The sequence below is a fragment of the Pseudomonas sp. LBUM1679 genome, from assembly GCF_059695565.1.
The window spans coordinates 2,238,651-2,252,327 of the sequence record NZ_CP166774.1 but is presented as its reverse complement, the minus strand read 5'-3'; the positions used below and the strand labels follow the sequence as shown (position 1 = coordinate 2,252,327).

At 56.9% G+C, this 13,677-nt stretch carries 11 protein-coding genes; 6 read left to right on the top strand and 5 right to left on the bottom strand.

The window, feature by feature from the left end; genetic code table 11:
* Positions 1 to 4: 4 nt before the first annotated feature.
* Entirely contained in the window at positions 5 to 169 is a 165-nt protein-coding gene (locus ACA062_RS10450) for a hypothetical protein (protein WP_497456288.1), read from the bottom strand.
* A gap of 21 nt (positions 170 to 190) precedes the next feature.
* Here ACA062_RS10450 and ACA062_RS10445 point away from each other — a divergent pair, with 21 nt between their 5' ends.
* From ACA062_RS10445 to ACA062_RS10420, 6 genes are all read left to right on the top strand, one after another.
* The gene (locus ACA062_RS10445; RefSeq protein WP_497456287.1) at positions 191 to 994 is read left to right on the top strand and encodes an SDR family NAD(P)-dependent oxidoreductase; all 804 of its coding nucleotides are present in this window, start codon (positions 191 to 193) and stop codon (positions 992 to 994) included.
* Positions 995 to 1,069: 75 nt separating this feature from the next.
* Positions 1,070 to 2,518 (top strand): arylsulfatase, encoded by a 1,449-nt coding sequence (locus ACA062_RS10440; protein WP_497456286.1) that lies wholly within the window; start codon positions 1,070 to 1,072, stop codon positions 2,516 to 2,518.
* A gap of 60 nt (positions 2,519 to 2,578) precedes the next feature.
* Positions 2,579 to 3,061, top strand: coding sequence for a hypothetical protein (locus tag ACA062_RS10435; RefSeq protein ID WP_497456285.1), 483 nt, complete (start codon positions 2,579 to 2,581; stop codon positions 3,059 to 3,061).
* A gap of 155 nt (positions 3,062 to 3,216) precedes the next feature.
* Complete coding sequence (locus tag ACA062_RS10430) at positions 3,217 to 3,591, top strand: cupin domain-containing protein (RefSeq protein WP_497456284.1); 375 nt, start codon at positions 3,217 to 3,219, stop codon at positions 3,589 to 3,591.
* A 103-nt stretch (positions 3,592 to 3,694) separates the two neighbouring features.
* Positions 3,695 to 5,137 carry an FAD-dependent oxidoreductase gene (locus tag ACA062_RS10425; protein WP_497456283.1) on the top strand — a complete coding sequence of 481 codons (1,443 nt, stop codon included), beginning with the start codon at positions 3,695 to 3,697 and terminating at the stop codon, positions 5,135 to 5,137.
* A 180-nt stretch (positions 5,138 to 5,317) separates the two neighbouring features.
* Complete coding sequence (locus ACA062_RS10420; RefSeq protein ID WP_497456282.1) at positions 5,318 to 6,580, top strand: anaerobic sulfatase maturase; 1,263 nt, start codon at positions 5,318 to 5,320, stop codon at positions 6,578 to 6,580.
* Positions 6,581 to 6,798: 218 nt separating this feature from the next.
* On the opposite strand, the gene ACA062_RS10415 is transcribed toward ACA062_RS10420, so the two are convergent.
* The 4 genes from ACA062_RS10415 to ACA062_RS10400 all read right to left on the bottom strand — a co-directional run bounded on the left by ACA062_RS10415 (position 6,799) and on the right by ACA062_RS10400 (position 13,633).
* Positions 6,799 to 9,234: an efflux RND transporter permease subunit gene (locus ACA062_RS10415; protein ID WP_497456281.1), complete on the bottom strand. Its 2,436-nt coding sequence runs from the start codon at positions 9,232 to 9,234 to the stop codon at positions 6,799 to 6,801.
* A 36-nt stretch (positions 9,235 to 9,270) separates the two neighbouring features.
* Positions 9,271 to 10,329, bottom strand: coding sequence for a WD40/YVTN/BNR-like repeat-containing protein (locus ACA062_RS10410; RefSeq protein ID WP_497456280.1), 1,059 nt, complete (start codon positions 10,327 to 10,329; stop codon positions 9,271 to 9,273).
* A 78-nt stretch (positions 10,330 to 10,407) separates the two neighbouring features.
* Entirely contained in the window at positions 10,408 to 11,769 is a 1,362-nt protein-coding gene (locus tag ACA062_RS10405) for a DUF1329 domain-containing protein (protein ID WP_497456279.1), read from the bottom strand.
* A gap of 34 nt (positions 11,770 to 11,803) precedes the next feature.
* Entirely contained in the window at positions 11,804 to 13,633 is a 1,830-nt protein-coding gene (locus tag ACA062_RS10400; protein ID WP_497456278.1) for a DUF1302 domain-containing protein, read from the bottom strand.
* Positions 13,634 to 13,677 lie beyond the last annotated feature (44 nt).

The following is a 13,677-nucleotide window of genomic DNA, read 5'->3' as shown; positions in this document are numbered from 1 at the left end:
AATTTCACTCAGCCCCCTCGCCGCCGGGGGGGTAATTGTTCACCCGCATCTTCAGGATGCCCATTAGAGCATTCACTTTGCCGCCTTTTGCAGCCCGGACGAGCATCACCAGTTTTTTGGCCTGACCAGCCACGACGATCCCGCCGTCATCAGGGGGATCAACAATCAAACCCTAATTCGAAGTGAAAAAATGTTCAAAGATAAAGTAGTCGTTATCACCGGTGCAGGATCAGGTATTGGTCGAGCATTGGCCCTGCAGTTTGCCGAGGCCGGCGCGCGTCTCGCGCTGTCCGACATCAGTCAGGGTGGTCTGGACGAAACACTGACACTCTTAGCCAAGAGCGGCACGCATGGCGCCAAGGGCTACATCCTCGACGTGTCCTCGTGGGAGGCCTTCCAGGCCCATGCCGTTGAGGTCAACCGCGATTTTGGCGCGGTGCACTACCTCATCAACAATGCCGGCGCTGCGCTGTTCGGCACGGTCGCCAACACCTCCATTGAAGAATACAAATGGCAACTGGGTATCAATCTGTGGGGCGTGCTTTACGGCACCAAGGCGTTTTTGCCGATGATGCTGAAACAGCGCGAGGGCTGCATCGTCAACATTTCCAGCATCTTCGGTCTGATTGGCTTCCCCACCCAGAGCGCTTACAACATGTCGAAATTCGCCGTGCGCGGCCTGACCGAGTGCCTGTGGTCGGAACTGGAAGGCACCGGTGTGCGCGCCATCTGCGTCCATCCCGGCGGCATCAAGACTAACTTCGAAAAAGCCGGCCGCCGCGTCAAGGAAGCAGGTGCCGAAGAGGAGTTAATTTGCAGTCACGCTGAGAAGATGTTGCTGACTCCGCCGCAAGTGTGCTCGGCCGACATCATCAACGGCATCCGCCAGGGCAAGAAGCGCGTCATCACCGGCAACAAGTCGACCACAGTATTCTGGATCGCGCGGCTCTTTCCAAACTTCTATCCGGCACTGCTAAAGCTGCTCACGCGCTGATTCGGGCCAACAATAAAGCAAGCAAAGATCTGCCAGAGGCGTTGCCTGAGTACAAGGAAATTCACTGAGGACGATATGAAAAACTTTTGGATACCTGCACTCCTGATCGCCCTCACAAGCTCAGTGTATGCCCAAGACAAACCCAACGTCGTCGTCATGCTGGCCGATAACGTTGGCTATGGAGACATCGGCGCCTATGGCGCGGGTGAGGTTCGCGGTATGCCGACCCCAAGTATCGATCAGCTTGCCAGCGAAGGCCTGCGCTTTACCCAGTTCCTGGTGGAGCCGGGTTGCACGCCCTCCCGCGCGGCGCTGCAAACCGGGCGTTATTCGCCCCGTTCGGGTCTTGGCAGCATCATTGTCGGGGGCACGCCGAACACGCTTCAGGCCAGTGAAGTGACACTGGGGGAGTTGTTCAAGAGCCAGGGTTACGCGACGGGCTACGTTGGCAAGTGGCATCTGGGTGCGAGCGAGCAAAGTTGGCCGACCCGTCAGGGCTTTGACCAATTCCGTGTCGGCGTCATCGAGACGACCGACGGCACCCTGTACCGCAACAGCATGCAGCGCACTGGGCTGCCTGAAGCCCTCATCGCCGCGTCCGAGCCCGGCATCTGGGAGTCAGAGGCAAACGGCACTCTGAAGAAGGTCCGACCCTACACGGTGGATTACCGACGTCAGGTGGAGGGTGACATCGCCAATGCGGCGGTGGAGTACATCGGGCGCCAAGCCAAAGCGAAGGAGCCTTTCTTCCTCTTCGTCGGCTGGACCAACACGCACTACCCGTCGCTGGTCGCCCCCGAGTTTGTCGGCAAGTCGCGCAGCGGCCCGTATGGCGATGCGATCATGGAGCTCGACCATCGCACCGGCCAGGTGCTAGACGCGATCAAGACCGCCGGCGTCGAGGACAACACCATCGTGCTCTGGCTGTCTGACAATGGGGCCTCGCCCACGGCGGGGCCGGCCGAGTTCCGCGGCGGCTCGAATGGCCCTTTCCGTGGCGAGGTCGGTGATGCGCTGGAAGGTTCGTTGCGTGTGCCCGGCATGATCAAGTGGCCGCGCAAGATCGCGCCGCGCGTGAGCAACGCGATGGTGTCCATCCATGACGTCTTTCCGACGTTGGCGAAAATCATCGGCGCGGATATCCCCCAGGATCGACCTGTCGACGGCGTGGATCAGAGCGAATTTTTCATCGGCAAGCAGGCCAACTCAAAGCGCGACAGTTTGATCACGTTTATCGGCGACGAGATCGTTGCCGTGCGCTGGCGGCAGTTCCGGATCTACCCAAAGCAATTCGTCAGCTCGGCGGGCAACCCGGCGATGGCCGGCGCCGCAGGTTACCGCGCTGAGTTGGTCGGCTATCCGTCAATTTACAATATCGAGCAAGACCCGCGCGAGGAGGTCAACACCGTCGCCGTCAATGGCTGGGTTATTGCGCCTTATATGAAGTTGGTCGGCGAGTACCTGAAGTCACTGGAGCAGTACTCAAATCCCAAAGCAATCAATCTGACGAAATTTGGTGGGTGATATCCATCAGAGACAACGCGCGGCAATTGTCGCCGATGCACAACTGAAAGGAGAAACAACATGAGCACCGTGGCTTATCCTGCGTGGATCCGAGAACTACATGAGAGCGAGATTTTCGGTGAAGCGCTCGCGCTCGCGCTTATCGACGTAGCCAAAAGTGAACGCGACCAATATCACTTCGCAACCTTGCTTCAACTTGAAACCGAAACAAAGGCGCGCTTGCGCCCGTTCCTGGTCAAATACGGCATGTCCCTGAGCGAGAATATAGATCTGGGCGATGTCGACGGAATAGTCAGCGCGTATAAATCAACCAGTAGCCTCCAGGAATTTTCTGCCGTAATAAAACCTACTGTGCAGGGTTTCCTGTCCCGTTTTGAAGAGATCGCTCGCATTTCCCCCGAAGAAGATCGCGACGTTACCGAATCAATGGTTCGCCACGAGTCGGCAATCCTGAAATGGCTTGCAATGGAAAGCGATGGTAAATCTGAGGAGTCCCTGGATGAGATGATAGGCGAGTTGCGCTATCCCCTGCCCAAGCCTTGAAATTCATCTCGGCGAGACGGTTTGCAAGATCCCGAATGTTGATACTCACAAGTCGCGGAACGGGGAATCCGAGCTGAGAAATTAACAGCCCGTCCATAAAGATTGTGGCAAGACCATCTGATTAACCGACGAATAAATAGAACAAAGGAACTTTGATGATCACCTACTCACCTTCATGCAAAAATGATGAGCTCACTTACATAGGCTCACCTGAAAGTTTAGGCGGAAAGACGCTGTCTGAAACAGAAATAAAACTTTATGCGCGCTCGGATTTTGGCGGTGGAAACCTCCCCTTGACTGCAGGATTATTTGAAACAACAAAAGGCCGCTTTAGCTTTACTTATCCATTTAGCGAGCTGGCAACGTTAGTCGACGGTGAACTTGAGATTACCGATGAGTCAGGCAATAGCGTTACCTATAAGGGTGGTGATGGCCGTAGTTGGTTTATTGCCAAAGGGGAAACCGTTGTCTGGCATGTGAAGTCAGACACGGCGCGCAAGAGCTTTTTCTCTGCGATTACGGATATTTAGACAACACGACCGCAGGAGCTGCGCGCGACCGCCGCTCAATAACGAGCCCGCAAAAATTCCTGCCCTTTAAAAGCCGTCAGATAACGATCTACAGGAAAAGACGATGAGTAAAGATGACAGCCACTTAAAACCGAATCGGCGTGACTTTATCAAGGGTGCAACTGTCGGCGCTTTGGCGGCAGGATTGTCGAGTCATGTTTCACTCTCGTCTGCCGTTGATGCTCCTCGAGGTAAAACGCCATTCGATTACGATGTCTTGATTGTAGGTGGTGGGTTTGCTGGGGTTACCGCCGCTCGCGATGCAAAAGAAAATGGCTATCGCTGTGTCATTTTGGAAGCGCGTAATCGTTTAGGTGGCCGTACTTTTTATCAAGCGCCCTTTGGCGATCAAGAAGTAGAGTTGGGTGGCACCTGGATTCACTGGATGCAGCCCTTTGTGTGGGCCGAAACCATGCGTTACGGTTTAGAGATTAAAGAAACGCCGGGCGCAACGGCCGAACGTCTTATTCAAATCAAGGATGGTAAAAGAATCGAGCCCGATATCGTTAAACTTTTTACCGACTTGTATGCCGGCGGTAAAAAAATTAGCGATAAAGGCATGGCCATTTGGCCGCGGCCATTTGACGCCGACTTTAGCATGGAGGAAATACTTAAAGCCGATAGCGACAGCATTCATGACCTGCTAAATAATTCCGACTTGACACCTGATCAAATTGAAATATTCCAACGACTATTAAGCGGCGGCGTGAACTCAAAAACGAGCCATGTATCGGCCAATGAAGCCTATCGCATTTTCGCTCTGTGCGGACAAAACATCGCATCATACTATGATACAAATGCGCGTTACCAGCTAAAAGAAGGCACCATTTCATTGATCAATAAAATGATTGAAGATGGCAAGCCAGAAGTAAGATTAAATACACCTGTTAAAAGAATTGAACAAAAATCAGACCACGTCGTTATCACTACCCGCGCAGGTGAAATTCTCACCGCAGCGACGTTGGTCTGTACGATACCTTTAAATGTACTGAAAGATGTTGAGTTTTTTTCGCCACCGTTAGATCCAGACAAATTGGCAGCTTCCAAAGAAGGGCATCCTGGAAAAGGCTTCAAGGTATTTGCGCAAATAAAGGGTGAGGTTCCAAAAGTATTGTTGTATGGCAACAAGGACATAGGACTTGACGAAGCTTTAACCTATCACATAGGCAAAGAAAGCTCTTTGATAGCGTGCTTTGGAAATGATCGAGCAGACTTTGACACTAACGACGCTGACAAGATGCAGAAAGCATTAGAGCAATTTTTGCCCGGTATCGAAGTAACTGGTTCCTATGGTTATGACTGGATTGCAGATCCTTACTCGCAAGGAACCTGGTGTGTATGGCGTCCAGATTGGTATAGGAAATACGGTAAAGGTTTGCGGGACGGCGCAGAAGGTCGGGTTTTCTTTGCTAGCGCTGACTTCTGCGCAGGCAACCGAGGCTATATTGATGGCGCGATAGGCTCGGGTATCAAGGCGGCTCAACAAATAAAAGAGCTATTAGGTTGATCGACAGAAATAGCGGGCGATAAAACCGAGGACAACACCTGCCCCTTCCAGTCCGGTGTTGTCATCCCCTGCCGTGCCCCCCGGTCATGGGGGGTGGCTGCGGCTCGTCCAGTCCCTAGCCTGTAGCCTGAAACCGCCGCGTCCTGCGGAACGGTCTGCACAGCACGCAGGAACCCAGCCATGCTTACCCCCCAAGCCCCACCTCAGGGCCTGCACCTGATGGCCAAGCCGATCGGGCCGATCTGTAACCTCGATTGCAGCTATTGCTTCTATTTGGAAAAAGAGCAGCTGTTCCCGCCCCGCGAACGCTTCAGCATGCCCGACGAGGTGCTGCGTGCGTATGTTCAGGGTTATATCGCGGCGCAGAACAGCCCCGTAGTGGAGTTCACCTGGCAAGGCGGCGAACCGACCCTGCTGGGGTTGTCGTTTTTCCAGCGGGCGCTGGCCTACCAGCGTCAGTTCGCCGGCGGCAAGGTCATCCGCAATACTCTGCAGACCAATGGCACCCTGCTCGACGACGACTGGTGCGCTTTCCTCGCTCGCGAAAAGTTCATGGTCGGTTTGAGCCTTGACGGTCCGCGCGAGGTCCATGACCTCTATCGGCCGGACAAGCGTGGGCGCTCCAGTTTCGACGACGTCATTCGTGGCCTCGGCCTGCTCAAGCAGCACGGCGTCGAGTTCAATGTGCTGGTCACCGTGGCCCGTGAGGTTGCGCGTTATCCGCTGGAAATCTATCGTTTCCTCAAGGCCCAAGGGGTTCGGCACATTCAGTTCAACCCAGTGGTGGAACGCCAGCCCGGTGCCCCGGAAGTCGAGCAGGGCCTGCACTTCGCCACTCCGCCGGAACTGCGTTTGCTCAGCCTGCCCGATCCCGCGGCAGTGACTGCGCAAAGTGTCGAGCCGGAAAGTTATGGCGACTTTCTAATCGCCATCTTCAACGAATGGGTGCGCCAGGACGTTGGCGCCATCCATGTGATGAATTTCGAATGGGCGCTGGCTTCCTGGTGCCAGCTGGCACCTTCGGTGTGCCTGTTCAGTCCGCGCTGTGGCAAGGCTGCGATCGTCGAGCATGACGGCAGCATTTACTCCTGCGATCACTTCATGTACCCGGAATACCGCCTGGGTAATATCCAGACCGACGATCCGGCAGCCCTACTCGCCTCACCCGCCCAGCAGGCATTCGGGGCGGCCAAGGAAGAGACTCTGCCAGCCGTATGCGTGCAGTGCGACTACCGCTTCGCCTGCCATGGCGAGTGCCCGAAGAACCGCTTCATGTCTGCGCCCAACGGCGAGCCCGGCCTGAACTACCTGTGTCCAAGCTACAAGAAGTATTTCCGCCATCTGACGCCCTACATGAACGCCATGGCCCAGCTCATCAGCCACGGCCAGCCGGCGGCGCTGATCATGCAAGCCTTTGACGGCCCGTTGATCGTACCGCTGTAGCAGCTGGTAAAGCCTGCGTCCGGCTGCACAGCAGTCGTAAATCCTGCTGACGCGGTTTGTCTGAATACCGTAGTGCCTGATTTTACGACTGCTTCACAGTCGGACGCAGCCTTCGGCAGCTGCTACACAGGACATTGCTGAACCTGAAATGCCTTAACTGACTGACATCAGAGCAAGCCCCACGCCGCATCCGGTCGCGGGGCTTTTTCATGCTCGGATCAGTGGGTTTTCCTCAGCAGAAAATGCGACAACGCCGGGATCAGCACCAATGCCCCGACCATGTTCCAGATGAACATGAACGTGAGCAGGATGCCCATGTCGGCCTGGAACTTGATCGGCGACCAGGCCCAGGTGATCACACCTGCCGCCAGGGTGATGCCCACCAGTGCCACGACCTTGCCGGTAAACGCGACGGAGTTTTTGTAAGCTTCGGTCAGCGATAGACCGGCACGTTGCTGAGCCAGTTGCACACTGAGCAGGTACAGCGCGTAGTCCACGCCAATCCCCACACCGAGGGCGATCACCGGCAACGTCGCGACCTTCACGCCCATGCCCAGCCAGACCATCAACGCTTCGCAGAGAATCGACGTCAGCATCAACGGCACCACCGCCACGATCACGGCCCGCCAACTGCGAAAGGTGATGAAACACAGCACGATCACCGCGCCGTACACGTAGAACAGCATGGTACGGTTGGCATCACGCACGACGATATTGGTTGCCGCTTCGATCCCAGCGCTACCGGCCGCGAGCATGAACTGACGATCATCGTTGCTGTGTGCACGGGCGAACTGATCGGCCACTTTCACCACGTGGTCGAGGGTTTCGGCCTTGTGATCAGAAAGGTAGGCAATCACCGGCATCATCGAGCAATCGTTGTCGAACAGTTCAGGGTTGTTTACCGACGCCTGCTGCGCACCGTAGTTGAGCACGTTCTGGTTGCGGGCGATGGTCAGCATTTTCGGGTTGCCTTCATAGGAACCCGCTGTGATCTGCCGCACCGCATTGACCAGCGACACGGTGGTCTGCACCCCCGGTTGCTGTTGCAGCAACCAACCCAGGCGGTCCGCCTCGACCAGGGTTTCGTACTTCAGGCAGCCTTCGCTGGCGGTCTTGACCATGACTGCAAACTGGTCGCTGGAGAGTGAGTAATTAGCGGTGATGTAGGCGTTATCACGGTTGTACCGCGAATCGGCACGCAGCTCCGGCGCCCCCGGGTCGAGATCACCGATCTTCAAGTGAGTGCTGACCATGAACCCACCCACCGCCAGCAACCCTGCCACCACCACCGCCACCGTCGCCCAACGGCGTTCGGTAAAGCGGTCGAGCAGGCTCCAGAGATTGCCCAGCCCCTTGCCCTTCAACTCCTGGCTTTCCTGACGCAGGGTCCGCGCCGCAGCCTTGGGACTCACGCCGCAATAGGACAGCAACACCGGCAGCAGCACCAGGTTGGTGAAGATCAATACCGCTACACCAATGCTCGCGGTGACCGCCAGATCCTGGATCACCGGAATGTCGATCAGCATCAAGACGGCGAAACCCACGGCATCGGCCAGCAACGCGGTTAACCCTGCGAGGAACAGCCGGCGGAAGGTGTAACGCGCGGCAATCAGCTGATGAGTGCCGCGCCCAACGTCCTGCATGATCCCGTTCATTTTTTGCGCGCCATGGGACACGCCAATGGCGAACACCAGAAACGGCACGAGAATCGAAAACGGGTCCAGCGCATAACCGAACAATGTGACCAGCCCGAGTTGCCAGACCACGGCGATGACCGAGCACAGAATCACTAATGCGGTGCTGCGTACGCAACGGGTGAACAGGTAGATGATGGCGGTGGCGATCAGTGCCGCGGCACCGAAGTACATCATGATCAGCATCAACCCATCGATCAGGTCACCCACCAGTTTGGCGAAACCGATAACCCGGATTTTGATCGGGCCTTTGCCCTCCTCTCCAGCCTTGTGCACCGCGCCGTTGTCCGCAAACTCGAACTTGTCGCGCAACTGCTCTTCGAGCATGCGTGAGAAATGGTGGTAGTCGATGGCTTGGCCGGTGACCGGATCCTTCTCCAGCAGCGGTACCACGATCATGCTCGACTTGAAGTTGTTGCCGACCAGACTGCCGATAATCCCGGAGCGCGCAATGTTCAAGCGCAGTTGCTCGACCCCGCTTGCCGAGCCGTCGTAGGAATCCGGCATCACCGGGCCGCCACGGAAGCCCTCCTCCGTGACCTCGGTCCAGCGCACGGCCGGCGTCCACAACGACTTCATCCACGCCCGGTCGACACCCGGCGTCAGGAACAAGGCGTCGTTGACTTCCTTGAGCACGTCCAGGTATTTCGGGTCGTAGATGTCCCCGTCGGTGTTCTCCACCACCACCCGCACCGTATTGCCCAACCCGCGCAGGGATTGGCGATTCTCCAGGTAGTTTTTGATGTACGGCTGACTTTGCGGAATCATCTTTTCGAAGCTGGCGTTGAGCGTCAGCCGGGTGGCCGCGAAGTAACTCAACAGCACCGTCAAGATCAGGCAGGTCAGCACCACCAGCAGGCGGTTATTGAAAATCAAGCGTTCCAGAAAGTTGCCGGAGCGTGCATCGAAGCCCTTGAGCTCTCGGATCACCGGCATCGTATCGAGGTTGTAGTTACCCATGAGAAGGCTCGTCTCTTTTTATTATGTGAAGTGGGCTCATTCGAAAGGCAACTGGCGCAAGCCCTGTGCGCCTGCGACCACCACAGAACCTGACCCGACGGCCTGCGCCGCAGCCGCTGGCCCCAGGCGTTCTTGTGGCGCTTGCGTGAAGCTTGCACCGTTGTCAGCGCTGACAAGGACATGTCCAGCTTGACTGACCAAAATGATTCGACCGTCGGCCGTGACCGTGCTCGCGGTGATACTCGAGGACAGGCCCAGTTCAACCTTGTCCCAGTTCGCCCCGTGATCGACGCTTCGATAAACATTGCCGCGCAGGCCATAAACGAGCACGGCGCCGGGCTTGCCGGTGATGCCGAAATAGCTGCCGCTGTAGGGTGTCGGGGCGCTGACGAAGCGTTGCGTCGTCGGGTCCAATTTCAACACCAGCCCCTGCTCGCCGACGATGTACAGGTCATCGCCGATCGCACGCATCCCGTAGAGGTTCAACGCTCCCGGATTGTCCGTGCGGTCCATCAATGGAACCCAGGTTCGGCCGCCATCGTCGGTGCGGAAGATCAGGTTGAACGCGCCGACCACATAGCCGGTTTTCTCATTCGTGAACCACACGTCCAGAAAGGGTTTGTCGGCCCCTTCATCGATCATTCGTTGAGCATCAGCCAGCAGAGCGTCATCCGGTGCCGCTTGATGCTGATAGTGTTCGAGCATGATCTGCCCGACCTGACGGCCATCGAGTTGACGTTTCCAGGTTTCACCATTGTTGTCGCTGTGCAGCACAACACCGTCGTGCCCAACGGCCCAACCCTGCGTCGGGCTCGGGAACTGCACGGCCACCAGATCGGAACTCACTGGCACTTCTGCCTGGAGCCAGCGGACGCCGCTATCATCGGAATAAAAAATATGGCCGCGCTGGCCCACGGCAATCAGGCGTTTACCCGCAGTGGCCAACCCGGTGAACATGCCGTTAATGGCTTTTTCACTCTGAATCGCCGGACTCGACAGCGTATCGACAAACTCCGCGGCGACCACGGCTCTGGTAAATGGCACGGCCAATGCCACGCCTAGCGCAGCCAGCGTTATCCATCTAAATGCATTCATGAGATTTACTCGGCAAAAAAAGCCGCCGAACAGTGCGAGGAACACTGTCGGCGACAAAAAAACACCTGCGTGTATGGCTTAGCGAATACCGGTGCCAGCCAATGACTCAGGTGCCCACTGCGCTTTCGAAAGCGGGTCGATGTACTTGATGCCGCCGTACGGGCCGTAGATGCCGGTGATGTTGTAGCTGCCGGAGACAAAGTCATAAATCATGTGGTTGTCGGAGTTCGGTGCCTGCACGTCGTAGCTGTAGGCCAGGTGCGCGAAGGATCCGCGGTACAGCTTGCCGCTGGCGTCGTATTCATCCGAGGCCAGGGCAATCCAGCTGTCTTCGTCGAGGTAGAAGGTGCGTTTGCTGTAGATGTGGCGTTTGCCCGGTTTCAGCGTCGCTTCGACCACCCACACACGATGCAGCTCCCAGCGCATCAAGTCGGGATTGACGTGGTTCGCCGTGGTGATGTCCGCCGCTTCCTTGTGATAGTTCAGCTTGTAGGTGTTGTAAGGAATGATCATTTCCTTCTTGCCGACCAGTTTGAAGTCGTATCGGTCCATCGCACCGTTGAACACCCACGCATCGTCATACGTCGAGGCACCGGCCGAACCCGGGTTCGGCGTGTCGTAGGCAATGTCCGGCGCGAGTTTGATCCGGCGTTGACCTGGCAGGTATTGCCAGCCACGACGCTCCATTTTCAGCGGGTTGACGGCGTCCTGGACCAGGATGGCTTCACCCGCACGACGGGCCGGGGCCTGGTAATAGAGTTTGGTTTTGAAGAACAGGTCGCTCTCTTTTGCCGGCTCGGTACGCTTCGGGTCGTAGAGTGGATATTCCAGATAGGCGTTACCGGTCGTGGCCAGAATAGCCCTGCCGGAACCGTCGACGTTCCAGGAATCGTATTTGAAGTTGGTGGCGTAACCCTGATAGCGCAGCAGGTGGTTCCACATGGCCTCATAGCCATCTTTCGGAATCGGGAACGGCACGCCCGGCAGCGCGTTTTCCAGGGCGACACCACCTTCCAGTGTCTTGGTGCCGACGGCGTTTTTCGCGGTGTTGTCCAGCAGCCGTTGCGGCAGCGCCACGCTGCGATGGGTCGGGAACACATCGACCCGGAACGTCGGATAACGCTTGAGCAATTCTTGTGTGGTGGCGGTCAGTTTGTCGGCGTACTGAGCGGTATTTTTGCCGTCGATGACGGCGCGTGGCTTGTCGGCCTCGAACGGGTCGGGACGGAACGAACTGCCCGCCTGAAAGCCGGCCGGTACCGTGGAGAGACCGCCGGTGTAGGCCGGAATGGTGTTGTCGGCATTGCCGGCTTTTTCCGCACCGACGGCGGTCAGGCTGCTGCCGAGTTTGGCCGCTTCGACCGGGGAGACTGCCGCGTGTGCCGTGCCTGCAATGGCAACGGTCAAGGCAGTGAACAACAGTGTGTTGACGAATTTCATGGAGTGACTCCTGCTATCAAGCAAAGACTTTCGATCAAATGGTCGTTTTGAACGTCAAAGTGACCATGCCCCGATCCTTGAGCTGAGGCTGAGTACCGCTGAAGGCAGTGGTTTGCCCCGGTACGCAGTTGTACTGCCCGTTGGCACCAGGTGCGGCGCCCGCGCCTTGTGCACCCGAGCCACCGGCGGAATCGCAGGTGTCGAACGGGCCAAAGTTGTCGACGTATTTCAGGTCAAACCGGTACTGGTTGTGCACGTCCATGCCGACGCCCACCGAATAGCTGCCGGAGTCTTCATTACCGCCTAACTGGATGGCGGAATTGCCGTTGAGGCCGACGTTGTAAGTGACCGGCATGAACATATCGATGCCGGGGAACACCTGATACCAGGTCGGCGTGAAGTTGACGCCCAGGACGTAGTTGTCCTTGGTGACCTTGTCGACACCGCGATACCAGTCTTCGCCCTTGAACAGTTGTTTGTTCTCGGTGACGTCCAGCCAGCGGCTGTAGGCGAGTTCGACCAGCAAGTTCGAGCTGTCCCAGACCGGCGTGTCACCAAAGGTGGTCAAGCCGTTGAGTACGGCGTGAACGGTGTTGCCGCGGGCCACGCCGTTGTCGCCGTCGAAATTGCTGATGAAGCCTGGCAGACCGGCACGACCTGCCGCTGGATTGACCGTTGCCGGTACGCTGGCCAATGGCATGTTGTGGCGATAGTTCAAGTCGAAACCGACGCTCACACCTTCGAAGCTTTTCGACAGGCTGAGGCCATAGATATCGATGTCGTCGACGTAGAACTGGTTGTAGCTGCCGGCGTTGCCGGAGATCAGTTGCGCAGGACCCACAGCCGTTGGCTGCAAGGCCAGGTTCGGCAGGATGTCGGAAGTTTTGCGGTAGTAGACACCCAAGGTGCCTTGCAGCCATTCCGGGCTCCACTTGGCCATCAAACCGAAGTCGCCGTGCTTGTCCGGGGTGAAGGTGTGGCCGTTGTTGAGCCGCAGAAACTGGTTGGCGCCTATGGGGCCGGGAGCACCGAAGAACGGGTTCTGTGCAGCAACGAGAGACAGGTTGTGCCCACCACTCTGAATGCCGTCGTTAAACCCGAGATACGTGCCCGACTCTGGCAGACGCGCGGCATCCCAATCGAGGAAGTACTGCGCAGCGAGCGTCAGTTCCGGATTGAGCGTGAAGCTTGTGGACAATTGATTGCGCGGAATGAACAGTTCTTTGGCTTCCGTTCCCGGCACTGCCAGCGCCTTGGAAAGATCCAGGCCGGACTGGCCGTAACTGTTGCCATGCGCAAAGGCCAGAATGCTTTCTCCCCAGTAAACAGTGTGCTTGCCTGCCTTGCCACTGAGCAGCGATTCATCACCGACTTCCGTGCTGCCAAACACAAAGGCATCGAGAATTTCCGAAGAAGGACCGTTGTAATAACGATCGGCGTAACCGCTCTGGTGTCGGGAATCCGGCACCCCACTGTTGAGCTGGTTGGTCGAAGCATTATCGCTGCCGACATCATCGTAGGCATGGTCGTACCAGGTGTTGGCACTGACCCGGAAACCGGCTTTCTGTTTGTAAACCACGTCCAGCTCGGACAGCACGTCCAGTCGCTGAGAAACCGCAGTGCCGGAGGAGAAGTTGCGATCTCCGTCATTGTTATTAAACGAATGCGCCAACTTGCTGTTGGGTGCCTCCACGCGCTGGGCGTAGTTGAACTTCAAGGTATTGTCGAAGCGCACCGAGAGATCCTCGTTGCCGGTATCGATCTCGAGGGCCTGCACGGGAGTAATCCCCAGCCCCGCCAGAATCGCAGAAGCCAGAAGCCCTTTACGCAAGTTTGCATGGCAGATCTTATTGTTGTTGTTCATCTAACTTGCTCACCTTCTCTATGGTTCACGAAAAGTCACGCTTG

Bases quoted from the DNA above. Each gene is read 5' to 3' on its own strand.
- ACA062_RS10445 (WP_497456287.1), top strand. From the start codon at position 191: ATGTTCAAAGATAAAGTAGTCGTTATCACCGGTGCAGGATCAGGTATT.
- ACA062_RS10440 (WP_497456286.1), top strand. From the start codon at position 1,070: ATGAAAAACTTTTGGATACCTGCACTCCTGATCGCCCTCACAAGCTCA.
- ACA062_RS10435 (WP_497456285.1), top strand. From the start codon at position 2,579: ATGAGCACCGTGGCTTATCCTGCGTGGATCCGAGAACTACATGAGAGC.
- ACA062_RS10430 (WP_497456284.1), top strand. From the start codon at position 3,217: ATGATCACCTACTCACCTTCATGCAAAAATGATGAGCTCACTTACATA.
- ACA062_RS10425 (WP_497456283.1), top strand. From the start codon at position 3,695: ATGAGTAAAGATGACAGCCACTTAAAACCGAATCGGCGTGACTTTATC.
- ACA062_RS10420 (WP_497456282.1), top strand. From the start codon at position 5,318: ATGCTTACCCCCCAAGCCCCACCTCAGGGCCTGCACCTGATGGCCAAG.
- ACA062_RS10415 (WP_497456281.1), bottom strand. From the start codon at position 9,234: ATGGGTAACTACAACCTCGATACGATGCCGGTGATCCGAGAGCTCAAG.
- ACA062_RS10410 (WP_497456280.1), bottom strand. From the start codon at position 10,329: ATGAATGCATTTAGATGGATAACGCTGGCTGCGCTAGGCGTGGCATTG.
- ACA062_RS10405 (WP_497456279.1), bottom strand. From the start codon at position 11,769: ATGAAATTCGTCAACACACTGTTGTTCACTGCCTTGACCGTTGCCATT.
- ACA062_RS10400 (WP_497456278.1), bottom strand. From the start codon at position 13,633: ATGAACAACAACAATAAGATCTGCCATGCAAACTTGCGTAAAGGGCTT.